Here is a 22,259-nt window from a genome sequence, read left to right on the forward strand (position 1 = left end):
TTCTGTCACAGATTCTCTTTGTCATCAAACGTGATGCCCGACACAAACACGTTCACCTTGGATACCACGATGCCGGTCATGTTTTGCACGGCTTCCTTCACGCTTTTTTGAATATTCTCGGAAACTTCGGGAATTTTTGCACCGTATTTCAGGTTCACATAGACATCGATCACCGCAATATCGTCATTAAGCGCGATGTTGATCGACTTGGCGCTGGGGCTCTTCACCAAAAATTTCTTCAGGTTGGCGGGGCAGGCCGCCATACCCGCAACGCCGTCGATCTCCTTTGTTGCGACGCTCGCGATGGTTGCAATGACCTCCTGTGAAATTTTCAGACTGCCGATGGTTTCACTCATCTTTTTCTGTTCCACAACCTTGGCCTCCTTTGTATCGTAAGAAGCATATTTCAACGGATTCAAAAGGTATTACTCCTTCATATTATACCATAAATTGTTGCGGACACAACCAAAACCATCGATTATTTTGTTTCGGTAATGGAAATATTTTCGACCGGAACGTCGGTCTGCGCCAAAACGATGTCTTTGATCTTCGCGACATCCTCCTTTTGCAGCCCCTCGGACTTTACTACGATATCCACCTTGTTGTCGGCCATATAGACCAGGCAATCCTCATATCCCTTGGCTTTAATCAGGTTTTCCATCGTGCCCTCAGTCTCGATCGCCTGCGCGATGTCGGTTGCCTGTACCGCCAGAGCGGATTTCTCCTCGTCGGTCAGCGAGGCGTCCTTGAACATCTTCTTAATGCTGTCCACCGCCTCGTCGCGCGATTTGGTGCGGTTGAGGCGCGCTTCTTTAAAATAAGCGGAGTTGGCAACCACCTGGACCTCCTCGCCGTCGAGGCTCACATACTTGCTGTCGCCGTAGTTCTTGCTCTCCCCTGTGGCTGCCGTCTCCGTCGCGACAAAATCTCCGCCGCTGGTGGAATAGACCCAATTGAGATAGACCGCAATGCCCAAGCTGAGCACCAACGCCGCTAGGATGATGTGCCGTTTTCCTAAAATCATGTTCATAGTGGTTCCTCCTCCATGAAAATCTAAAAAATTTGAGACATTATTTTGCAGACGCCATTTTGGTGATACATACCTGGGTGGATGAAAGATCCAGTGCGGTTTTCACCGCTTCGATCACGCGCTCCTGCACCGCTGGATGCTCCGCTCCCTCGCAAACCACCACCACGCCCTTTACCTTTGGTTCTATTTGTGTTTTCACCAGAGCCTCCTTGCCGTTCCCGCCGTCCACCAGGATAAAGCTGCTTTCGCTGTTGTCCTTCTCGTGGAGCTTTTTGACCCCCTCGTCAGAAAAATCCTGGGTGACGTCGGTATTCTTCTTTTCCGCGCTGGCGTAGACATATTCTATGCCGCTTTCCAGCGTGACCATCACCTTCGCCTTACCCACCCCCTCGATGCTGGTGACCAGCGTGTAGATTTTATCCTCCAGCGCGGCCGCATAGCTCTCGCTGGTAAAAACCTCGTTGGAAGGCTGCGCCTGTTTGGCGTCGGCCTTTGGCCCGATCTCCGACAAAAGGATCAAGACGATGCCGCAGATGCCGAGCAGGACGATCAGCTTGATCTTGCCGTCTCCCTGCACCAATTTTACAAACGCTTCCTTAATCCGTTCCATCCGAAACTTTTCCACCATCTTGTGTCTTCACCTCCTGCCGGTATTCGATGACCGGCTCGATCCCCAGTTTTTCTTTGATCCCGCTTATAAGACCGGCTTGTTTGTTTTGATCCTCCGCCTTCAATAGAAGGACGATCTCCCTAATAGATATGCCGCCATCCTCGCCGGTATTAATGTTTATCGAAATTTCCTCGGCCCGTACCCCCTGCTCCTCCAATTCATCCTCCACCAGCCTGCGCAGCGAGGCGGTAAAGCTGTCGGTGATCTGCTGCTCCATGGTGCTCTGCATCTCATCGGTATTGGAGCTCGTCTGCGGGGTCAGCTCCACATCGAACTGAAAATCGCCGCTGAGCGCGCCGGACAGGATTGGGGACAGCATACAGCAAAGGAAGAACACGCTGACGGTGATGCGGAATATCTTCTGGGTGGCCCCTGCGGGCGAAGCGAGGTGGGCGATGCTGCCCGCCACTGCTGCCACGCATACCGCCAGCGCCCAATCTCGGATCGCTCCCATCACGTCCCCCCCGTTCCCACCACCAGCATAACAGCGGTGGATACAATAAATAGCAGCGCCACAAATGCGATGATGCCGATGAGCAGGCTGAGCGCAGTGGCGCAGGCCTTGAGCACCTTGCTCACCTGGGACGCGCCCAGCACGTCGCTGATGCCCGCCCCGAGGTTGACCGCGAAATACCAGACGACGGTTTGTAACAGCGTGGGCAGAAAGGTCATGGCCGAAACCACCACTGCGTAGGCGCCTACCGTAGTTTTGAGCAGGCGCACACAGCCCTGTGCAGTGGTCAGCGCATCCGAGAGCGCCTTGCCCACCACCGGCACAAAGCTGCCCACCAGGAACTTGCCCGCCTTCATCGCGACATTGTCAGCCCCCACCGCCACCAGACTCTGCACCCCGAGCAGCCCCACAAAGGTGGTTGTGAGCAGGCCGAGCGCCCACACCACCACCGTCTTAGCGCTCGAAGCAGCCCCGGACAGGTTCATCGACGGGGTGAGCGCGCCGACAATGCAAAAGGCGAGGTAGATGGTGATCAGCGGCACCAGCTGATTCGCGGTGATTTTGGAGAGCACCTCGGAAATCATCAGCAAAAAGGCGTTGTAGGTGGTGGCCGACACCGGCTGTCCGCCCACCGCCACCAGGCTGATAAAGGTGGGGACAAACGACAGGATGAAATCGGAGCAGCTCTGGATAGCGTTTGCGGCGGAGCGTACACAATCCACAATCGGCCCCACCACGGCGGTGCAGACGCAGAGCACGCAGACCGCATTGAACACGGTGTCCAGGCTGCGCTCGCCGATGCTGACGTTAAGCCCCTCCACCAAAGTGCAGAGGATCGCCACCCCCGCGATGGAGGCGAGGATCACCAGCGGCTTGCGCAGCTGCACCTTCAATAGCCCCCACAGCGCCCGAAAAAACTCGGTAGGAGACAGTGTGAGCAGCTTCTGGTAGTCGAGCTCATCCACCCCCATCTCACCGAGCAGGTCCTTCGCATCCTCGGGGGTGCGGTCGTAGAGCTCCCCCGCCCCGCTGGCGTCCATCTGCTGCTGAATCTGCTCCTCCGGCAGTACAGCTTCCGCCGCATAGCAGGGCGTCATGAGGAACAACAGCCCCACAAGCAGCGCCGCAAAGCGCAGCAGCCGTCCCGGCAGTCTCATCCGTTTCACCGTCCTTTGTCTTTTGCTTTCCAAGCAGGCAGTCTCAGGCCGAGAGCAACTCGGCCACAATGGTCAGCAGGGATTGGAACAGCGGCAGGCTCAGCACCAGGATGGAGAGCTTGCCCGCGATCTCCAGCTTGGTGGCGATCGCCCCCTGCCCCGCGTCCTTGCAGGTGTCGCAGGCGATTTGGGTGATGAAACAGATGCCCAGCGACTTGATCAGAATTTCGATATATTCGCGCGGCATCTGGGTGCTGTCGAGCAGGACGCCCAACTGGTCGATGACCGGGGTAAGGCCTTCGGCCGCCGCCGCAAAGATGAGCACCCCCACGATCAGGGAGATGGCCAGACTGTATTCGGGCTTGTACTGTTTGAGCAGTACCGCCAGGCTCACGCCGACAATGCCGATGCCGATAATCGTCCCGATCTCCATGGCTAAAACCCGAATACCGACTTGGCGGTGTCGAAGAGATAACTGATCTCATTGATGATAATCATCAGCACCACGATCAGCCCCGCCAGCGTGGTCAACATCGCCTGTTCCTCCCGCCCCGACCGGATCAGCACCTGGTTAAGCACCGCGACGATGATGCCGATCGCCGCCACCTTAAAGATCAAATCCACATCCACCTGTTTTTCCTCCCTGCTTTTCGGGGGTTGTCCGTACAGCCCCCCTCTTTCTGAAATTTTAGCCCCGCTTCAAAACAGGACGATCACAATCGCAAAGCCAGCCAGCACCCCCAACGTGCGGTAGAGGCCGCCCAGCTTGCGCTGGCGTTCCCGCGCCTCCTCATAACGCTTGCCCAGCGCAAACTTGGCGTAGTCCAGCTCGCTGAGCGCGCCGTCGAGATCCACCGCCCCCAAGGTGAGCCCCAGCTTGCGCAAAATTTTTACATCCTCCTCGTCCAAGCCGGAGGGCGCCTCCTTGAGCGCCTGCCGCCACGCGTTGGGAAACGGTTCCCCCTTTTGGGTGTACTCCGCGCAGGCCGTCAAAAAGGGGAGCGCGTCGGATACCGAGGTCAGCCGCCGCACGATGTTTTCCATCGGCGCGCAGGTGTAGCGCAGGTCACTCGCTATCATCCCCACCAGGCCGATCGTCTCCTCCAACCGGGTCGTCCTTACCCTCAAGCGCGCCGCCTGAAACAGCCCCACCATCGAACAACACGCGATAATCAGCATGAATCCCGCCAGTTTCATCGGTTTCTCCCCCCAGATCGATTACTTTTTGAATCCTCCCCACATGCCGCCTTCCGTCGAGCAACACCACGCGGTCGAACGCGCCCAGCGCCGCCAGCTCGTGCACAAACGGCTTATGTAAAACTTCCGCTTCCGTGGCCGCGTGGATCGAAGCCACCAACCGCACCCCACAAACTGCGCCGGTCTTGAGCGCATCCACATCCTCCTCGCGCCCGATCTCGTCGCAGACGATCACATCGGGTGACAGCGCCCGAACCGCCATCAAGATGCCGTCCCGTTTTCCGTACCCGCTGAGCACATCGGTGCACACCCCCACGTCGTTCTGCGGCACCCCCTGCCACATCGCCGCCAGCTCGCCGCGCTCATCCACCAGCGCCACCTTTTGCACCGGCCCCTTTTCGCCGCTGGCGAGTTGCCGCGTCAGGTCGCGCAGCAGGGTAGTCTTGCCCGAGCCGGGCGGCCCGGCGAGCAGCAGACCCTTTTCGCCGTAGTTACAGTGGAACAGCAGGTCATCCGCACAACCCAGCACCTGCTTGGCGATGCGGATATTGAGCGAGGAGATGTCGCGCATCCCCGTGAGCGCGCCGTCCGCCGAAACGGCCGAACCGCCCAGCCCGACGCGGTGGCCGCCCACATAGGAGATGTACCCCTGCACAATCTCGTTCTGATGGCTGTGCACCGAATAGCCGCACACCGCACGGAACACCTCGTAAATCTCATCCGCAGTGGCGCAGAGGCAGTCGCGGCCGGGCCGGCGGGCGGTCCTCCCCTTGCCGCACAAAAACAGGTTGTCCGCCCCGGAACAGACCTGCACCGGCCGCCCGGTGCGCAGGCGGATTTCCTGTGCCGCAAGCTGAACCGGCCGCTCCAACCCCAGCAGCTCCCGCCGGATGCGCTCGGGGAAAATTTGACACAGGCGCTCAAAGCGCTCCATCACCTCTTGGATATCCATTGGTCTTCACTCCCTTGCTTCAATGGATATGGAGCTTTGTCCACTTTTAGAACCGCCTTTGACGGACAAACCCGCAAAAAAATACCCGGCGGCGAATGTGGCTTCGCTGCCGGGTACTGAAATATTCTATTTTATTCCGCCGCGATGAGCTTGAGAATGATCTCTTTGAGCACGGCGGGGTTGCCCTGCCCCTTGGACTGGCGCATACATTGGCCAACCAAGAAGCCGATGACGTTGGTCTTGCCGCCTTTATAATCCTCCACCGCCTTGGCGTTGGCCGCAAGCACCGATTTCGCGATCTCCTCAAGCACCGAGGTGTCGGACACCTGCGCGAGCCCCTTCTCCTGAACCACATCCTCAGGCAGCTTGTCCGAGAAGATGATCTCCTCAAGCACCGTTTTGCCCGCGGTGTTGGAGATGGTTCCTTTCGTGATGAGAGCAATCATATCGGTGAGCTTCTCGGGGGTCAGGCTGGTTTCGGTGATCTCGATGTTCTTTTCGTGCAGGATGCGTGTGACATCGCCCAACAGCCAGTTGGCAATCGCCTTGGGCGGGCAGACACCCAGCGCGATGCATTGCTCGAAGAAACGGTCGGTCGCGATGTTCTCCACCAGCAGGTTGGAATCGAAATGCGGCAGGCCGTATTCCTCCATGTAACGCTTGATTTTTTTGTTGGGCAGCTCAGGCAGCTCCGCCTTCAGCCGGTCAACCGTCTCCTGTTCCACCACGATGGTGAGCAGGTCGGGCTCGGGAAAATAGCGGTAGTCCTGGGCGTCCTCCTTGCTGCGCAGCAGGAAGTTGCAGCCCTTCATATCGTCCCAGCGGCGGGTCTCCTGCGTGATCTCGCCGCCCTGCTCGAGAATCTCGATCTGGCGGTTGGCCTCGTACTCGATGGCGCGGCAGGCGCCGGAGAACGAGTTGACGTTTTTCATCTCCACGCGGGTGCCGAACGGCTCGCCGGGCTTGTGCACCGACACGTTGACATCGCAGCGGATCGAGCCCTCCTGCATCTTGCAGTCGGACACGTCGATGTATTGCAAAATCGATTTGATGGTGTCGAGGTAGGCCTTGGCCTCCACCACGCTGCGGATGTCCGGCTCAGATACGATCTCAATGAGCGGCACGCCGCAGCGGTTGAAGTCCACCAGGCTGCCCGCGAAGCTGTCGTCGTGAATCAGCTTGCCCGCGTCCTCCTCGATGTGGATGCGGGTGATACCGATGCGCTTGGTGTCGCCGTTCTCATTGACGATGCAGTCGAGATAGCCGTGCTCGCACAGCGGGATATCGAACTGCGAAATCTGGTACGCCTTGGGCAGGTCGGGGTAGAAGTAGTTTTTGCGGTCCTGCTTACAGATGCGGTTGATCGAGCAGTTGGTGGCGTGCCCCATCTTGATCGCGTACTCCACCACCTTTTCATTGAGGGTGGGCAGGGTGCCGGGCATACCGGTGCAGATGGGGCAGCAGTTGGTGTTGACCTCCGCGCCGAACTCGTTTTTACAGCCGCAGTATATCTTTGTCTTGGTCTTGAGCTCCGCGTGGACCTCGAGGCCGACAATCATCTCATAATCCATGGTGTCACCTCCAATTACAGTGTGGGAATGGCGTTGAAGCCCCCGCAGAGCTTCTCCCAGGTGTGCGCCGTCTGGAACAGGCGCCCCTCCGAGAACTTCGGCCCGATCAGCTGCATACCGATCGGCAGGTTGTTCTCATCCTTGCCGCAGGGCACCGACAGGGCCGGAAGCCCCGCGATGTTCACCGTGACGGTGCAGATGTCGCCCGCGTACATCTTGAGGATGTCGCCCACCCGCTCGCCCAGCTTGTATGCGGTGGAGGGTGCGGTCGGGGTGATGACGACATCGCAGTCCGCAAAGGCGTCCTCATATTCGCCCATGATGCGCTGGCGCAGGCGCTTGGCGCGCTTATAGTAGGCGTCGTAGTAACCGGAGCTGAGCACAAACGTCCCCAGCATGATGCGGCGCTTGACCTCCGCGCCGAAGCCCTCACTGCGGGTGCGCTCGTACAGCTCGGTGAGGCCCTCGCAGTTCGGCGCGCGGTAGCCATATTTCACGCCGTCGAAGCGCGCCAGGTTGGACGACGCCTCGGCGGAGGAGATGATGTAGTAAGCGGAGACCGCGTAATCGGCTGAGCCGAGCGAAATCTCTTTGACCTCAGCCCCGGCTTTTTTGAGCTCCTCGACCGCGCGATAGACCGCCGCTTTGACCGGTTCCTCCACACCCTCGCCGAAATATTCCCAGGGCAGGCCGATGCGCAGGCCGCGCACACCGCCCTCCAAATCCCAAGAAGCAGCCGCCTGCGGCAGCGCCGCCGAGGTCGCGTCCATCGGGTCGCGGCCACAGATGGCGCGATAAAGCATCGCAACATCCTCCACCGAGCGGCCGAGCGGGCCGATCTGGTCGAGGGAAGACGCGAACGCCACGAGGCCGTAGCGCGAAACCGCGCCGTAGGTGGGCTTGAGGCCGACCAACCCGCAGAAGGAGGAGGGCTGACGGATCGACCCGCCGGTGTCCGATCCGAGCGAAAGGATCGCCTCGCCCGCCGCGACCGCGGCTGCCGAACCGCCGGAAGAGCCGCCCGGCACACGGGCGAGGTCGTGCGGGTTCGCGGTCTTTTGGAACGCGGAGTTTTCGCATGAGCCGCCCATGGCGAATTCATCGAGGTTGACCTTGCCGGTCATCACAAAGTCCTGCTCCTTCAACCGCTCGACCACCGTGGCGTTGTAGGGCGGGACGAAGTTTTCGAGGATTTTGGAGGCGCAGGTCGTGCGCACCCCTTTGGTGCAGATGTTGTCTTTGACGGCGACCGGGATGCCCGCAAGCGGCGGCAGCTCCTCCCCGGCGGCCAGCTTTTCATCCACCCGCGCGGCCTGCGCCAGAGCGGATTCCTTTTCCACAGTCAGATATGCCTTCACCCTGTCCTCGACGGCGTCCATCCTGTCGAACACAGAGTTGGCGATTTCCACCGCGCTGCACTGCTTCTGACGAAGCATCCCTGCGAGATCGGTTGCAGTTTTGCTGTAAAGCTCCATTTGTCAGTTCTCTCCTATTCAACAGTCTTGGGTACCACCACGCAGCCCGCCTGCATCTGGGGGGCGTTGGCGAACAGCTCCTCGCGGCGGAAGGACGGCCGAATGTCGTCCGCGCGCAGCTCCATCGGGTGGTTCGGGTCGACATCCTGGTAGTCGTCGGCGAGCTCGGGGATCTGCTCCACCATCTCAATGATGTCCTGCATCTCCTGTTCAAACTTGGCCGCCTCCGATTCATCGATACGCAGACGCGCCAGCTTGGCCAGGTGCATAATGTCTATTTTCATCCGGATTCACTCTCCTTTACTTTGTCATCTCTAAAAATTCAGCCTCTGTCAGGATCGGGACGTCCAGGCTCTGCGCCTTGGTCAGTTTGCTGCCCGCGTCCTCGCCCGCCAGAAGATAGCTTGTTTTTTTGGATATCGAGGAGGAGGTCTTGCCGCCCAGCTTCTCGATGATCGCCTGGACCTCGCTGCGCGTCATGGTGGACAGGGTGCCGGTGAGCACAAAAGTGAGCCCCGCCAGGCGCGCATCCTCCGGTTCGGTTTCTTCGGCCTGCATATTGAGTCCCGCCGCCTTCAACCGCTCGATGAGGTGCAGCGACTGCGGCTGGTCAAAAAAGTCGCGCACATACTGCGCCATCAGGTCTCCCATGCCGTCGATCGCGGAAATCTCCTCCCGGGACGCGCCAATCAGCCCGTCCATGCTGCCGAACCGGCGCGCCAACAGCTTGGCCGCCTTTTGCCCGATATTTTTGATGCCGAAGGCAAACACCAGCCGACTCAAATCGTTGGCCTTGGATTTTTCGAGCGCAGCGATCAAATTGGCCGCGCTCTTCTCTCCCATGCGGTCGAGTGCAGCGATCTGCTCCGCCTTCAGATCATAAAGGTCCGCCGCCGAGTGTACCAAATCATGCTCTACCAGCGCCTCTATCACAGCCGGCCCCAATCCCTCGATGTCCATCGCGTCGCGCGAGGCGAAATGGATCAGATTGCGCAGCAATTGCGCCGGGCAGTCGGGGTTGACGCAGACCACAGCGGCCGCGTCCTCCTCGCGCACCGTGTGGGAACCGCACGCCGGGCAGACCGACGGGATGCGGTAGACCTCGCCGCCGCCGTGCTCCACCACCGCACGCACCTCGGGGATGATCTCCCCCGCCTTGCGCACCAGGATGGTATCGCCCACAGCGATCCCCTTTTCGTCGATGAAATCCTGGTTGTGCAGCGTCGCGCGGCTGACGGTGGTGCCCGCCAGCGTGATCGGTTCAAACAGCGCGGTTGGGGTGAGCACACCGGTGCGGCCGACGTTGATTTCGATGGAGAGCAGCTTGGACGCCTTCTCTTCAGGCGGATATTTGAACGCGACCGCCCATTTGGGGTATTTTGCGGTGGCGCCGAGCAGTTCCCGCTGGGCAAAATCGTCCACCTTGACCACCGCACCGTCGATCTCATATCCGTAGCCATCCCGGTGCTCCCCGATCTCGCGGATGCGGGCGATCACATCGCCGATCTCCCGGTAACATTGGTAACCGGGGATCACATGAAATCCCAGCGACTTCATGTAGTCGAGGCTCTCCCTATGGCCGGTCAGCGCGCGGCCCTCGAGCTGTTGCAGGTTGAACACAAAAATATCCAGCTTGCGGGTGGCGGTAACCTTGGGATTCTTCTGCCGCAGGCTGCCCGCCGCGGCGTTGCGCGGGTTTTTAAACGGCTTCTCCTCCCGCTCCTCCTGCGCCTTGACCAGCTCGTCGAAGCTCCTGCGCGGCATGTATACCTCGCCGCGCACCTCGATAAATGCGGGTGCATCCGTAAGCTTGAGCGGGATCGAACGGACGGTGCGCAGGTTGGCGGTCACGTCCTCCCCCACCAAGCCGTCGCCCCGAGTGGAGCCGCGAACAAACACGCCGTCGCGATACTCCAGGGAGACCGATAGTCCGTCGATCTTGGGTTCCACAACATACACCGGGTCGGGCACAGTCTCCCGCACCCGGCGGTCGAATTCCTCGATCTCCTCCTCGCTGAACACATCCTGTAGGCTGCCCATCTGCACTGTGTGCACCACGCTCTCAAACTGGTTGAGCGCCTGCCCCCCCACGCGCGAAGTGGGGGAATTTTCCGCGTGCAGCTCGGGGTACTGCTCCTCGAGCGCAATCAGCTCATGCATCATGCGGTCGTATTCCTCGTCGTCGATCTCGGGATCATCCAGAACATAGTACCGATTGCTATGATATTCCAGCGCGGCGGTCAGCTCGGCCACCCGCCGCTTGGCTTGCTCAAAGTCCATCTTTGAAACCTCCTGTGGGCCTTCCGCTGCGCGCTTCAGCCCATACTTGATTATTATACCATATTCTTGGCGGAAACGGTAGAACTAATTCGGAGAAACAGCGCCGGAACCGAGGGAGGCTCTCGCCCCATAGTCGTTGATTTTATGGAGAGTGCTGTCGTCGTCCCCCGTCACCTTGGTGTACGCGTCTGGTACCATGCCCACGATGATCGTCTCAGCCAAACAAATATTGGTGGTGACGTCGGTATCGGCTGTGTAGCCTGGCACCAGCGCCGTGATATGGATGGTGACGCTGAGCATGATCTGGTGGCGTGTCTGGTTGATGCCCGCTGCATCAAAGCGGTTCTGAATTTCGGTCTCGACGTAGCCCGCATGTACAATTCGAAAGTCCACCAGCGGGCCGCGGCCGGAAAACATCTGCCCGCCGAACAGGGTGCCCAGCGGCACCTTTAAGTTGGCGGTCTCCAACTCGCCCAGTTCCTTCACAACCTCCTCAGTGACCCCCACCTTGATTCGGTTGAGGCGCAGCATATCGGTTTCGACAGCGGTCACCAGGCCGTCCTCCCCGGTGCTCACCTTCACCAGCGTATCGTAGGTGACGTTTTCCTCCGCCAGCTCCTGTGCGATCGCGTCGTTGATGGCGCGCACCGCATACAGCCGCGCCTGATAGGCCGCCATCGTCTCGACCGAAGGGCGCATCTGCATATCGATAAGCACGACCGCCAACAGAAAGGCGGTGATCCAAATCATCGCCTTGACCATGCAAATCTTCCTCTTTCTGCGACGTGCGTCCATCCCCCGCCCTCCCCATTGCAATCATTTCCCCTAGCATCCTATTCAAAAACGGGGAAAAAAGTGCTGAAATCGCCAGATTGAGCGCAAAGGGGCGGCGTCCGCTCCGGATCGTCTCCGGATGCGAGCGCCGCCTCATAAGGGAACTTCTGATTTTTTATTTCCGGCTGTCACGGTCGCGGATTTCCGTCCTGCGGATTTTGCCGCTGATCGTCTTGGGCAGCTCCGTGACAAACTCCACGATGCGGGGGTATTTATAAGGTGCGGTTTGTTTTTTGACGTAGGTCTGCAGCTCCTTCACCAGCTCGTCGGAGGGCTGATACGCTTTGGTGAGCACAATGGTGGCCTTGACCACCTGGCCGCGGATGGGGTCGGGCGCGCCGGTGACCGCGCATTCCAGCACGGCGGGGTGCTCCATCAGCACGCTCTCGATCTCAAAGGGGCCGATGCGGTAGCCGGACGCTTTGATGACGTCGTCGGTACGGCCGACATACCAGAAGAAGCCGTCCTCGTCCCGCCAAGCGGTGTCGCCGGTGTGGTAAAGCCCGTCGTGCCACGCCTCATCGGTCAACGGCTGGTTGCGGTAGTACTGCATAAACAGTCCGGGCTGCTTCACTCCAGGCTTGGTGCGGATGACGATTTCACCGGTGACGCCGGGCGCGACGGTATTGCCGTCCTCGTCCACCAAATCCACATCGTAGAGGGGAGAGGGTTTGCCCATCGAACCCACCTTGGGGGTGGTGCCGACCAGGTTGGTGAGCACAAGTGTGGTCTCGGTCTGACCAAAGCCCTCCATCAGCTTGAGGCCGGTGTACTCCAGGAAGCGGTTATAGACCTCGGGGTTGAGCGCCTCGCCGGCCGTTGTTGCATATTTGAGGCCGGACAGGTCGTACCCCTCCATCCCCTCTTTGATAAAGAAGCGGTACATGGTGGGCGGCGCGCAGAAGGTGGTGATGCGGTACTTCTGAATCATCGCCAGCATATCCGCCGGGACGAACTTATCGAAATCGTAAACAAACACCGTGGTGCCGCAGATCCACTGGCCGTAGAGCTTGCCCCAGGCCGCCTTCCCCCAGCCGGTGTCCGAGATGGAAAGGTGGATGCCGTTGGGATCGACGTTGTGCCAATATTTCGCGGTGATGATGTGGGCGAGCGAATAGGTGTGGTCATGGATGACCATCTTGGGGTAGCCTGTGGTGCCGGACGTAAAATAAAGCAGCATCGGCTCCAACGCCTTGGTGGGCACCCGCTCAAACTCCTCCGGTGCGGCCGCAACCGCCTCGTCAAAGCTCAACCAGCCGTCGCGCTTGCCGCGCACGATGATCTTGGAGCAGAGCCCGTGGTACTCCTCGCAGGCCGCGTCCACATGCTCGGCCACCTCGCCGTCCGCTGTGCAGAGGATCGCCTTCACATCCGCCGCCTCAAAGCGGTAGACGAAATCCTTTTTGGTCAACAGGTTGGTCGCGGGGATCGCCACCGCGCCCAGCTTGTGCAGCGCCAGGATCGAGAACCAGAACTCGTAGTGGCGCTTGAGCACCAGCATGACCATGTCGCCCTTTTGAACCCCCTGCGCACGCAGCATGTTGGCGGTCTTGTCGCTCATCCGCTTGAGGTCGCCGAACGAATAGGTGTGCTCCTCCCCCGCGGGGTTGCACCAGATCATGGCGCGGCGGTTGGGCTCGAGACGGGCGATCTCGTCCATTACATCGTATGCAAAATTGTAGTCGTCACTGTATTTCAGCGTGAAGTCGCACAGAACGCCGCGTTTGGTAAATTTCTCCTCACAAAAACGCTCGTAAAAGTTCTCCATGTCCATCGGTTATTCCTCCTCGTCTTTCAGTACCACGGCCAAAAACACACACTCTTCGCCGCCGGTGGCGATCATGCCGTGGCCCTTGCCCGAATCGTAGTAGATCGCGTCGCCCGCGTGGAGCACCTCGACATGATCCTCCATGGCGCATTTGAGCGAACCGCTCAGAACATAATCAAATTCCTGACCCGCGTGATGCGAGAGATGGATCGGCTTGTTTTGCTCCTCCTCGCGGTAGGGCGCCGTCACCAAGAACGGCTCGGCGATCTTCTCCTTAAAGAGATAGGCGAGGTGCTGGTAGGTGAAACCCTCACGCCGCTTGATGGGGAGGCCGGTCCCCTTGCGCACAATCGAATAGAACGAGAGCTTTGGTTGTTCGCCGGTTACGATTTCCATCAGATCCACGCCGAACACCTTGGCGCACTCATACAGAAATGTGAAGGAAAAATCGCTCTCGCCGCTCTCCATACGGGTATATTCTTCCACCGTTACATTGGTTTTAGCAGCCATTTCTTCCACAGGAATCTCGAGAATCTCCCGGAGTGTGCGAATTCGCTGCGCAATTTCCACCAAACGTGCTTCCATTGTGATTCCTCCTAAAGTTTAATCTTTCTCAGAGCTGATAAAAATAAAAACAGCCCATCCCAAACTTGGGACGAGCTGTCTCTTAACAAACCCGCGTTACCACCCAATTTGCGCGATGAACACCGCGCCGCTCAGCAGAATTCCATCAAATTCCCGACCTTAACGCAGTCCTACGGGATCACCTTACTCGCACTCTTTCAGGCTCCAGCTCAGGAGTGATGCGCTTTTTCTGGCTGCTGCCGGGCTTGCACCAACCGCCGGCTCTCTGAAAACAACACGTTGGAAAAAGCAATCTCCATCGTCGCTTTTTGTGGCGTATGAAGTTATTGACATTTAGTTTACAACGGAACCCCAGGAAAGTCAACCCTTATTTTTCCGGTTGATCCAATAAATCTTCAACTTTATCCAAAACCGCATAAGCGCCCGCGCTTTGCAGCTCCTCTTTTGTGCGGTATCCCCATAAAACGCCGATTCCTTTCACCCCGGCGTTGTGCGCTGTCTGCATATCCACATCGGAATCGCCGAAGTAGAGCACCTCAGCCTTTGAGACGCCCGCCTCCGCGATCACCAGGTTCACCATCGTCGGGTCTGGCTTATGAGGGATGCCGTCGCGTTGGCCGCAGATATGTTCAAAGCGGATTTCGGGGAAAAAGTCGCGTATCATCTGCTGCACCGCCTCGTCCACCTTGTTGCTGACCACCGCCAGCTTGATACCGCGCCCCTGCAGCGCGGCGAGCACCTGCTGCATACCGGGGAATGGGCGGGTATGATCGTACATATGCTCATGGTAGTAAGCCACCTGCTCCTCCTTAAACTGTTCGATCCGCTCGGGGGTGCGCGCCTGCTCAGGCAGCGAGCGGGAGATCAGTGTGCGCACGCCGTTGCCCACAAAATAGTGGTACGCCTCGGTTGAGTGGGTCGGATACCCGTGGGCGGCCAACACATGGTTGGTCGCTTCCGCCAGATCGCGGATGGTATCCAACAGCGTACCGTCCAGGTCGAAGATCATCAGCTTGGTCATAACGGTTCCTCCAGTGTCAAAATTTTTCTTAATCCACCAAATACACTACCCCTTTTTTGTTTGATTTGCAAGAGAAAAGCAAAAAATTCCCTCTGGAATCGCGGATATTATTTTTGTCGAATCCATGACATTTTCCTGCTGATTTGATATAATGAAAACCGATATCGCATAAGGATTAGGAGGCTGTCATATGAAAACAAAGCTCTTTTCCGACCAGATCGAGCCAGCCTGCGCCTATTGCAGGCATGGGGACCTCTCCAAGGACGGAAAAATGATTCTGTGCCCTAAGAAAGGGATCGTCCCGGGGTACTATAAATGCCGCATGTTTGTCTATTCGCCGCTCAAGCGGATTCCCAAGAAGCCGAGCCGGATCCCCAGCTATGATCAGAGCGACTTTGAACTATAATAATTGAGATGGAGAACACGATGAAACAGATTTCCAAACGGCTTTGCGCCTTATTTTTAACGATGACGCTGTTGCTGTCTGCGTTGCCCGTATCCGCCTGGGCCGCGCCGCCGCAGCCGCTCGATTTCACCGCCGATGGCCAGGTCAACGGCCTCTATGTCTCCACCGCACACGGACGCGACTTTCCATCGCGCCCCGGTCTCTCGCATAAGGAGCAAAAACGCGAGCTGGATGAGATTGTCGCTTTCGCCGCGCAGTACGGCTTTAGCCACATCTTTTTCGAGGCCGTTTCCAACGCCGGCGCGTTCTATCGTTCCAAGCATTACGCCAAAAGCGAGGTCTTGGGACACAGCGGATTTTCGCTGTTTGGCTGGGGGGAGTTTGATCCGCTCGCCTACCTGACCGAGCAGGCGGAAAAGCTGAACCTCTCTGTCGTAGCGGTGATCGATCCGTTTGTGGTGAGCGACACAGGGATGCTGCCGGACAACAAAAAAAACGTCGCGGTAAAGAACAGCGAGCATCTGCGTTCAGTTGGCGGCAAGCTGTATTTCAATCCAACAGAACCGTTTACCCGGGAGCTTACGGTGGCCGCAGCGACGGAACTGGCAAAGAACTACCCGCTCAGCGGCATCGCGCTTCAAAATTTCAACTATCCCACTGAAGATTTCGAGCTCACCACCACGCCGGAGGAAAAAAAGCAGCTTCTCACCGGCCTGCTCACCGATCTGCGCACCGCGATGAGCGCCCAGGCACCGACACTGAAGTTGGGGTTGTTCCCACAGGGTCTGCCCGGCAGCGCCGCCTTTGACGGTTGCGCGGACCTCGCCGGCTGGGCCGACCAAAAACTGGTGGATTTCATCGTCCCCTCCCTGTCCGCCCAGGTGGACGGGGGCGACTACGCGGAAGAACTAACCGGTTGGTCGGAGTTTGCCACAAATCACGGGGTTGCTTTGTACACCGGCAACGCGGCGGAGCGCGTCCTTTCCCCACTCGCTGACCTCGCTTATTACGACAACCCGCAGGAGCTCAATCTCCAGCTCTATGTCAACAATCAGATCGGTGCGGACGGCTGCGTCATCAGCCGTTACGGTGCAATTAAGGACAATTTTTTCGATGTGGCGACCAACCTTGCAGCCGCTTTCACCCCCGGCCTGACGGAGGAGGACACCTCCTACCCTGTCTTTGAATTGAGCATCCCGCAGGAGTTTAACATCACCCGGCCGACCCAGGAGATCAGCACCAGCTATCAGACCTACTACATCATGGGGACCTCTGATCCTGCCGGGCCGGTGACGCTGGACGGCGAACCTGTGGCGCAGGCCCCAGGTGGCGCCTTCGGCACACTGGTGAGCCTGAAGCTGGGCGCCAACTCGTTCACCTTCCGGCAGGGTGACCAAGTGCAGACCGTCGTCATCAACCGCTACGACCCCAACGCGGTCGCGCCCTCCCGCATCGGCGATCTCCGCAGCATCTATCCCCAGTGGGAGCAGGGGGTGCGCGTGGGCGAGGAGCTCACCCTCTCCTGCGTCGCCCCGTCGGGAGCGTCGGTTTCGGTGCAGCTCGAGGGGCGCACCATCTTCCTGACCCAGGCCGCAGCCGCCTCGCCGGGTGTGCCGGCCACCTTCACCGCTGATGCGACCCTTACCGGGGACTACCCGGCCGATGAGACAACCCGCCTGGGCCCCCTGACCTACGCGATGAGCTACAACGGGCAGAACAGCTCCTACACCTCGAACGGCGAGCTCTCCGCCGTGGGTAAAAACGCCAACTTCGCCATCGAAGTGACCGATATGCGCGGCGATACCAGCTCGGTCAATCTGACGAGCGATTTCCGCGACAATATGATTACCTCGGTGGAGCAGGGCGCGACCGACTATGTGGTCGGCCAAAGCTCCAGCTACTATCAGCTGAGCTGTGGGGGCTACATCCACAAGGAGGATGTGCGCGTGCTGGACGGCAAAGCGGACATCGACGTGACCGTGGGCGGCGTCGCCTTTGAGACGGACGGCATCGGCGAAACCTTTGTTCTGGCCGCCGAGGGCAAGCCCTATTACATCTCTCAGTACAACGAAAACACCGTGGACATCACCTTTTACAACACCGCTTGGCAGCCCGCTCAGGAGATCGGTTCCCTGCCCACCGAACTGTTTGACAAGGTCACCGCGGAGTATGATAGTGCGGCGAACACCACCACCCTGCACTTTGAAACTGCCGGTGGAAAACGGCTGTGGGGCTACAACGTGGAATTCGGCGACGGTAAAATCCTGGTGCGCGCCAAGCGCACCCCCAAACTCTCGCAGAATCCTGCCAAACCGCTGGAGGGCGTCACCATTGTGGTGGACGCGGGCCACGGCGGCAACGACCCCGGTGCACTGGGCGTGGCTGGACTCACCGGACCGGACGAACGCAATCTCAACTACATGAACGCCTACGCGGCCTATTTGCAGCTGCGCGCGCTGGGGGCGACCGTCTATATGACCCAGACCAACGACGAACGGCTGAGCTACGAACAACGCATGGATATCGCGCGCGACACCCGCGCGGACTTCTATCTCTCGTTCCACCTCAATTCCACCGCCGAAAGTACCGACAGCACCAATGCCAAGGGGATCGAAATCTATTACAACGAGGAATTGGCGATTCCGCTGGGCGAGGCGATCCTCAGCGAGGTCTGCCGCTCCACCGGGCGGCGCAGCCGCGGGGTGTTCGCTGCGACCTTCCGCGTGACGCAGATGACCCACACCCCCTCGCTACTGTGCGAGATGGGCTACATGGTGAGCCCCGAGGAATACGAGCAGCTCTGCGACCCGCAGTACATCTACCGGGTGGCGCTCGGGGTTTCAAGCGGCATCCTGAAAGCGATCCGGAATGCGGATGCTTCGACGGCACAGCCGCAGGCAGCGGAGTAAATGCAAAAGGACTGATTCGACCAGGCCCGGTCGAATCAGTCCTTCTTTATTGCTCTGATAACATGATTTTGCCATGCTTATTTTCAAAATTTGTAATTCGGTAGGGATTTTTTAGCGTCCCTTCCGAATCCAGTTCATCAGGCCGCCGGCCCGCATGATCTCCTGGATAAAGCGCGGGAACGGCTGACTTCGGTAGGTTTCGCCCCTGGTGTGGTTGATGATCTCGCCAGTGTTAAAATCCACCGTCACCTCATCCCCAGCCTTGATCCGCTCTGCGGCCTCTTGGCACTCCAGAATGGGCAGGCCGATGTTAATTGCGTTGCGGTAAAAGATGCGCGCAAAGCTGCTGGCAATCACGCAGGATACGCCGCTCACCTTGATGACCAGCGGCGCGTGCTCGCGCGAGGAGCCGCAGCCAAAGTTTGCCCCGGCCACAATGATGTCGCCCAGTTGAACCTGCTGCGCAAACTCCTTGTCGATGTCCTCCATGCAGTGGGAGGCCAGCTCCTTCTGATCCATAATATTGAGACACCGGGCCGGAATGATCACATCGGTGTCGATGTTGTCGCCATATCGAAAAACCTTTCCCATGCGTGTTTCCTCCTATTCCAAAGTGTCCGGCGCGCAGATGCTGCCGCGCACAGCTGACGCCGCGGCGACCGCGGGGGAGGCCAGATAAACTTCCGATTGCACATGTCCCATGCGGCCCACAAAGTTGCGGTTGGTGGTGGCCACCGTGCGCTCCCCCGCCGCCATGATGCCCATATGCCCGCCGAGGCAGGGGCCGCAGGTGGGGGTGGACACCGCGCAGCCCGCCTGAATAAAGGTCTCGAGATATCCCGCCTTCATCGCCTCCAGGTAGATCTGCTGGGTGGCCGGAATGACAATGGCACGAACCCCTTTGGCGACATGGCGGCCGTGCAGCACCTCAGCCGCAGCCGCAAGGTCGCTGATGCGCCCGTTGGTACAGGAACCGATGATCACCTGGTCGATCCTGATCCCCTGCGCTTCGCTCACCGGATGCGCATTTTCCGGCAGGTGCGGGAAAGCGACAGTCGGCTCCAGCGCGGAGAGATCAATGGTATAGGTCTTTTCATACGCCGCATCCGGGTCGGCCTGGTACTCCTTGTATGGACGACTGACGCGGCCCTTCAGGTAGGCGCGGGTTCGGCCGTCCACGGGGAAGATGCCATTTTTTGCGCCCGCCTCGATCGCCATATTCGCGATGGTGAAGCGGTCGTCCATCGAAAGGTGCTGTATCCCATCGCCGGTGAACTCCATCGAGCGGTAAAGCGCGCCATCCACCCCGATCCTGCCGATGATGTGTAAAATCACATCCTTGCCGCTCACCCACTTTTTCGGCGCGCCGGTCAGCTCAAACCGGAGCGCGGCCGGCACCTTGAACCAACACTTGCCGGTGGCCATAGCCGCCGCCATGTCGGTGGAGCCAAAGCCGGTAGAGAACGCTCCCAGCGCTCCATAGGTACAGGTGTGGCTATCCGCCCCCACCACCAGCTCGCCCGCAGCCACCAGGCCCTGTTCGGGCAGCAGCGCGTGTTCGATGCCCATACTGCCCACATCGTAGAAGTGGGTGATTCCCTTGGCGCTGGCAAAGTCGCGGCAGCTTACGCACAGTTCCGCCGCCTTGATATCCTTGTTGGGGGTAAAGTGGTCGAGCACAATCGCAATTTTGTCGCGGTCGAACACCTCACCGCAGCCTGCGTTTTTATACTCACGGATCGCCACCGGCGTGGTGATATCGTTGCCGAGCACCAAATCCACGCCGGCATAGACCAACTCGCCCGGTGAAACCCGCTCGAGGCCCGCCTTATCGGCCAATATTTTCTGGCTCATGGTCATTCCCATGTGAGATCCTCCCTTTCTCCGCTGTTAAGCGTTCCTCTGCTGAATCAGCCCAGCGCGGTTGATCGCGCTGACCAGCGCGTTGACCGAGGCCGCCATGATATCGTCGTGCACGCCCGATCCCCAGCAAATTTTATTGTCTCTGCCGCAGCTGATACTGACATAGGCCACCGCACGGGAGTTGGTGCCACGTTCGAGCGCGTGCTCCTCGTAGGTGAGCAGCGAGAAGTCCAGCTTCAGGCTATTTTTCAGCGCATTTGCCACCGCATCCAGGCGGCCGTTGCCGGTGCCGGTAAATTCATACACCTCGTCGCCGATCTTGGCGGTCACCATAACAAAGATTCCATTTTTCTGGATGAAGTGCACCTCGGTGACATCCAGCGGCTGGAAGAAGTTGACATAATAATCCTTGAAGATGTGGTGCACCTCGCTGGGAGTGAGCTCCTTGTGCTGGTGGTCAGAAATCGATTTGACGGTGTAGCCAAAGTCCTCGCGCATCTTGGCGGGCAGGCGGTAGCCGTACCGCTGCTCCAGCAGATAACCGATGCCGCCTTTGCCCGACTGGCTGTTGATGCGGATGACATCCCCCTCGTATTCCCGCCCGATGTCCTTGGGATCGATTGGCAGGTAGGGCACCGTCCAGTGGGGGCAGTCGTGCCCCTCGCGCCACTTCATCCCCTTAGCGATCGCATCCTGGTGCGAGCCGGAGAAGGCCGCAAACACCAACGCGCCCGAATAGGGCTGGCGGTCGTATACCGGCATTCGGGTGACCCGCTCGTACAGCTCGGTAATGGCGGGGATATTTTCAAAGTTGAGCTCAGGGTCCACCCCTTGCGAATAGAGATTAAGCGCCAGGGTGATGATGTCCACATTACCGGTGCGCTCGCCGTTGCCGAACAGGGTACCCTCCACCCGCTGGGCTCCAGCAAGCATTCCCATCTCGGTGTCCGCGATGGCGCAGCCGCGGTCGTTGTGCGGATGCTGCGACAGCACCACCGCGTCGCGGTATTTGAGGTGCTTGTGCATATATTCGATCTGGCTGGCGTAGACGTGCGGCATCGAGAGGGACACCGTCACCGGCAGATTGATGATCACCTTTTTATCCGGCGCCGGTCGCCATACATCCAACACCGCGTTGCAGATTTCCAGCGCAAATTCCATCTCGGTCCCGGTGAAGCTCTCAGGGGAATACTCGAACCGGTAAGGATCGCCAACCCGCTCAGAGTACTCCTGCAAAAGTTTCGCGCCGCTCACCGCGATCTCGATGATCTCCTCCTTAGACTTTTGGAATACCTGCTCCCGCTGCGCCACTGAGGTGGAATTATACAGGTGTACAATGGCATTTTTTGCCCCGTCCAGCGCAGCGAATGTTTTCTCGATGATGTGCGGGCGCGACTGAGTGAGCACTTGAATGGTCACGTCGTCGGGGATCAAATCCTGTTCGATCAGGGCGCGGCAGAACTCGTATTCCGTTTCGGACGCCGCTGGAAAGCCGATTTCAATCTCCTTAAATCCAATTTTAACAAGCAGATTGAAAAAATCAAGTTTTTCTTCCAGGCTCATGGGCACAATCAGCGATTGGTTTCCGTCGCGCAGATCGACACTGCACCAGACCGGCGCTTTCTCGACATAATCCCGCCGCGTCCAGTCGATACAGGATTCGGGCGGCATAAAATAATTGCGGGTATACTTTTGATAATTTTTCATAGTCGCTTTCCCTCCATCGTTTGCTTGTTCGCGCCGATGTGCAGCGGCCCCAAAGGCCGGGCGGCAAATAAAAAAGCCCTCGTCTCTCCCCTATTGTGAAAAGAGACGAAAGCTGTTCTTCTTCCGCGGTACCACTCTTGTTGGCGCATCCTTTGCGCCCGCCTTGTTCACATCGCGCGGCAGTTGTCCCGCCGTTTTAATGCTATCCCCTGTAACGGTGGGAACCTCCGTCCGCTCCTACTGGGCAGTACCGTTCGGGCGGCAGCTCCGAGGCCAGTTGTACGCGCGCCTCGCATCGTTTCACAGCAAACCAACGACTCTCTGCAGCGGGACTTGCGCGCCGTTTTCCCCATCATCGCCTTTGGCAATTTGGATGTTTC

At 58.8% G+C, this 22,259-nt stretch carries 22 protein-coding genes and 2 other annotated features; of the genes, 2 read left to right on the top strand and 20 right to left on the bottom strand.

The window, feature by feature from the left end; genetic code table 11:
* Positions 1-5: 5 nt before the first annotated feature.
* From H8711_RS00835 to H8711_RS00915, 17 genes are all read right to left on the bottom strand, one after another.
* Positions 6-419 (bottom strand): Asp23/Gls24 family envelope stress response protein, encoded by a 414-nt coding sequence (locus H8711_RS00835; protein ID WP_249281634.1) that lies wholly within the window; start codon positions 417-419, stop codon positions 6-8.
* Between the two features lie 59 nt (positions 420-478).
* Complete coding sequence (locus H8711_RS00840) at positions 479-1,030, bottom strand: SpoIIIAH-like family protein (RefSeq protein ID WP_249281635.1); 552 nt, start codon at positions 1,028-1,030, stop codon at positions 479-481.
* Positions 1,031-1,070: 40 nt separating this feature from the next.
* Entirely contained in the window at positions 1,071-1,658 is a 588-nt protein-coding gene (locus H8711_RS00845; RefSeq protein ID WP_249281636.1) for a stage III sporulation protein AG, read from the bottom strand.
* Positions 1,627-2,154: a stage III sporulation protein AF gene (locus H8711_RS00850; protein WP_249281637.1), complete on the bottom strand. Its 528-nt coding sequence runs from the start codon at positions 2,152-2,154 to the stop codon at positions 1,627-1,629. Before H8711_RS00850 ends, H8711_RS00845 begins: the two co-directional genes overlap by 32 nt.
* On the bottom strand, positions 2,154-3,311 hold the full coding sequence (locus H8711_RS00855; RefSeq protein WP_249281638.1) for a stage III sporulation protein AE: 1,158 nt from the start codon (positions 3,309-3,311) through the stop codon (positions 2,154-2,156). Before H8711_RS00855 ends, H8711_RS00850 begins: the two co-directional genes overlap by 1 nt.
* Positions 3,312-3,354: 43 nt before the next feature.
* Positions 3,355-3,744 carry a stage III sporulation AC/AD family protein gene (locus H8711_RS00860; protein WP_249281639.1) on the bottom strand — a complete coding sequence of 130 codons (390 nt, stop codon included), beginning with the start codon at positions 3,742-3,744 and terminating at the stop codon, positions 3,355-3,357.
* Positions 3,745-3,746: 2 nt separating this feature from the next.
* A complete protein-coding gene (gene spoIIIAC / locus H8711_RS00865) occupies positions 3,747-3,941 on the bottom strand; it encodes a stage III sporulation protein AC (RefSeq protein WP_249281640.1) in 195 nt (64 codons plus the stop codon).
* Between the two features lie 69 nt (positions 3,942-4,010).
* A complete protein-coding gene (locus tag H8711_RS00870) occupies positions 4,011-4,490 on the bottom strand; it encodes a stage III sporulation protein AB (protein WP_343256277.1) in 480 nt (159 codons plus the stop codon).
* Positions 4,378-5,460, bottom strand: a complete 1,083-nt coding sequence (locus H8711_RS00875) for a stage III sporulation protein AA (protein WP_249281641.1) — start codon at positions 5,458-5,460, stop codon at positions 4,378-4,380. Before H8711_RS00875 ends, H8711_RS00870 begins: the two co-directional genes overlap by 113 nt.
* Before the next feature lie 131 nt (positions 5,461-5,591).
* A complete protein-coding gene (gatB, locus tag H8711_RS00880) occupies positions 5,592-7,031 on the bottom strand; it encodes an Asp-tRNA(Asn)/Glu-tRNA(Gln) amidotransferase subunit GatB (RefSeq protein ID WP_249281642.1) in 1,440 nt (479 codons plus the stop codon).
* A 14-nt stretch (positions 7,032-7,045) separates the two neighbouring features.
* Positions 7,046-8,506, bottom strand: a complete 1,461-nt coding sequence (gene gatA, locus H8711_RS00885; protein ID WP_249281643.1) for an Asp-tRNA(Asn)/Glu-tRNA(Gln) amidotransferase subunit GatA — start codon at positions 8,504-8,506, stop codon at positions 7,046-7,048.
* 14 nt (positions 8,507-8,520) lie between these two features.
* Positions 8,521-8,790: an Asp-tRNA(Asn)/Glu-tRNA(Gln) amidotransferase subunit GatC gene (gene gatC / locus H8711_RS00890; protein WP_249281644.1), complete on the bottom strand. Its 270-nt coding sequence runs from the start codon at positions 8,788-8,790 to the stop codon at positions 8,521-8,523.
* 16 nt (positions 8,791-8,806) lie between these two features.
* A complete protein-coding gene (gene ligA / locus H8711_RS00895) occupies positions 8,807-10,786 on the bottom strand; it encodes an NAD-dependent DNA ligase LigA (protein WP_249281645.1) in 1,980 nt (659 codons plus the stop codon).
* A gap of 84 nt (positions 10,787-10,870) precedes the next feature.
* A complete protein-coding gene (yunB, locus tag H8711_RS00900) occupies positions 10,871-11,581 on the bottom strand; it encodes a sporulation protein YunB (protein WP_249281646.1) in 711 nt (236 codons plus the stop codon).
* Positions 11,582-11,735: 154 nt separating this feature from the next.
* Positions 11,736-13,388 carry an AMP-binding protein gene (locus H8711_RS00905; protein WP_425515997.1) on the bottom strand — a complete coding sequence of 551 codons (1,653 nt, stop codon included), beginning with the start codon at positions 13,386-13,388 and terminating at the stop codon, positions 11,736-11,738.
* 9 nt (positions 13,389-13,397) lie between these two features.
* Positions 13,398-13,973, bottom strand: coding sequence for a helix-turn-helix domain-containing protein (locus tag H8711_RS00910; RefSeq protein WP_249281648.1), 576 nt, complete (start codon positions 13,971-13,973; stop codon positions 13,398-13,400).
* Between the two features lie 63 nt (positions 13,974-14,036).
* Positions 14,037-14,284 (bottom strand) — a binding site (T-box leader).
* 56 nt (positions 14,285-14,340) lie between these two features.
* Positions 14,341-14,994 carry an HAD family hydrolase gene (locus tag H8711_RS00915; protein WP_249281649.1) on the bottom strand — a complete coding sequence of 218 codons (654 nt, stop codon included), beginning with the start codon at positions 14,992-14,994 and terminating at the stop codon, positions 14,341-14,343.
* Positions 14,995-15,184: 190 nt separating this feature from the next.
* Between H8711_RS00915 and H8711_RS00920 the strand changes: the two genes are divergently transcribed.
* Together H8711_RS00920 and H8711_RS00925 are read left to right on the top strand one after the other, a co-directional pair.
* A complete protein-coding gene (locus H8711_RS00920; RefSeq protein ID WP_249281650.1) occupies positions 15,185-15,400 on the top strand; it encodes a hypothetical protein in 216 nt (71 codons plus the stop codon).
* 20 nt (positions 15,401-15,420) lie between these two features.
* Positions 15,421-18,309 carry an N-acetylmuramoyl-L-alanine amidase gene (locus tag H8711_RS00925; protein WP_249281651.1) on the top strand — a complete coding sequence of 963 codons (2,889 nt, stop codon included), beginning with the start codon at positions 15,421-15,423 and terminating at the stop codon, positions 18,307-18,309.
* 111 nt (positions 18,310-18,420) lie between these two features.
* On the opposite strand, the gene leuD is transcribed toward H8711_RS00925, so the two are convergent.
* From leuD to H8711_RS00940, 3 genes are read right to left on the bottom strand one after another with little or no spacing between them, the layout of a single operon-like run.
* Complete coding sequence (gene leuD, locus H8711_RS00930) at positions 18,421-18,900, bottom strand: 3-isopropylmalate dehydratase small subunit (RefSeq protein ID WP_249281652.1); 480 nt, start codon at positions 18,898-18,900, stop codon at positions 18,421-18,423.
* Positions 18,901-18,912: 12 nt separating this feature from the next.
* Complete coding sequence (gene leuC, locus H8711_RS00935; protein WP_249281653.1) at positions 18,913-20,175, bottom strand: 3-isopropylmalate dehydratase large subunit; 1,263 nt, start codon at positions 20,173-20,175, stop codon at positions 18,913-18,915.
* A 24-nt stretch (positions 20,176-20,199) separates the two neighbouring features.
* Positions 20,200-21,879, bottom strand: a complete 1,680-nt coding sequence (locus H8711_RS00940; RefSeq protein WP_249281654.1) for a 2-isopropylmalate synthase — start codon at positions 21,877-21,879, stop codon at positions 20,200-20,202.
* Positions 21,880-21,977: 98 nt separating this feature from the next.
* Positions 21,978-22,244 (bottom strand) — a binding site (T-box leader).
* Positions 22,245-22,259 lie beyond the last annotated feature (15 nt).

Origin of the sequence: Ligaoa zhengdingensis, assembly GCF_014384885.1 — a bacterium.
Lineage (GTDB): Bacteria > Bacillota > Clostridia > Oscillospirales > Ruminococcaceae > Ligaoa > Ligaoa zhengdingensis.

Excerpts from the sequence above, each read along its gene's own strand:
- H8711_RS00840 (WP_249281635.1), bottom strand. The coding sequence starts at position 1,030 with ATGAACATGATTTTAGGAAAACGGCACATCATCCTAGCGGCGTTGGTG.
- leuD (WP_249281652.1), bottom strand. The coding sequence starts at position 18,900 with ATGGGAAAGGTTTTTCGATATGGCGACAACATCGACACCGATGTGATC.
- leuC (WP_249281653.1), bottom strand. The coding sequence starts at position 20,175 with ATGGGAATGACCATGAGCCAGAAAATATTGGCCGATAAGGCGGGCCTC.
- H8711_RS00845 (WP_249281636.1), bottom strand. The coding sequence starts at position 1,658 with ATGGTGGAAAAGTTTCGGATGGAACGGATTAAGGAAGCGTTTGTAAAA.
- H8711_RS00905 (WP_425515997.1), bottom strand. The coding sequence starts at position 13,388 with ATGGAGAACTTTTACGAGCGTTTTTGTGAGGAGAAATTTACCAAACGC.
- H8711_RS00850 (WP_249281637.1), bottom strand. The coding sequence starts at position 2,154 with ATGGGAGCGATCCGAGATTGGGCGCTGGCGGTATGCGTGGCAGCAGTG.
- H8711_RS00940 (WP_249281654.1), bottom strand. The coding sequence starts at position 21,879 with ATGAAAAATTATCAAAAGTATACCCGCAATTATTTTATGCCGCCCGAA.
- yunB (WP_249281646.1), bottom strand. The coding sequence starts at position 11,581 with ATGGACGCACGTCGCAGAAAGAGGAAGATTTGCATGGTCAAGGCGATG.
- H8711_RS00925 (WP_249281651.1), top strand. The coding sequence starts at position 15,421 with ATGAAACAGATTTCCAAACGGCTTTGCGCCTTATTTTTAACGATGACG.
- H8711_RS00870 (WP_343256277.1), bottom strand. The coding sequence starts at position 4,490 with ATGCTGATTATCGCGTGTTGTTCGATGGTGGGGCTGTTTCAGGCGGCG.
- gatC (WP_249281644.1), bottom strand. The coding sequence starts at position 8,790 with ATGAAAATAGACATTATGCACCTGGCCAAGCTGGCGCGTCTGCGTATC.
- H8711_RS00920 (WP_249281650.1), top strand. The coding sequence starts at position 15,185 with ATGAAAACAAAGCTCTTTTCCGACCAGATCGAGCCAGCCTGCGCCTAT.
- H8711_RS00855 (WP_249281638.1), bottom strand. The coding sequence starts at position 3,311 with ATGAGACTGCCGGGACGGCTGCTGCGCTTTGCGGCGCTGCTTGTGGGG.
- ligA (WP_249281645.1), bottom strand. The coding sequence starts at position 10,786 with ATGGACTTTGAGCAAGCCAAGCGGCGGGTGGCCGAGCTGACCGCCGCG.
- H8711_RS00860 (WP_249281639.1), bottom strand. The coding sequence starts at position 3,744 with ATGGAGATCGGGACGATTATCGGCATCGGCATTGTCGGCGTGAGCCTG.
- H8711_RS00910 (WP_249281648.1), bottom strand. The coding sequence starts at position 13,973 with ATGGAAGCACGTTTGGTGGAAATTGCGCAGCGAATTCGCACACTCCGG.
- H8711_RS00875 (WP_249281641.1), bottom strand. The coding sequence starts at position 5,460 with ATGGATATCCAAGAGGTGATGGAGCGCTTTGAGCGCCTGTGTCAAATT.
- gatA (WP_249281643.1), bottom strand. The coding sequence starts at position 8,506 with ATGGAGCTTTACAGCAAAACTGCAACCGATCTCGCAGGGATGCTTCGT.
- gatB (WP_249281642.1), bottom strand. The coding sequence starts at position 7,031 with ATGGATTATGAGATGATTGTCGGCCTCGAGGTCCACGCGGAGCTCAAG.
- H8711_RS00915 (WP_249281649.1), bottom strand. The coding sequence starts at position 14,994 with ATGACCAAGCTGATGATCTTCGACCTGGACGGTACGCTGTTGGATACC.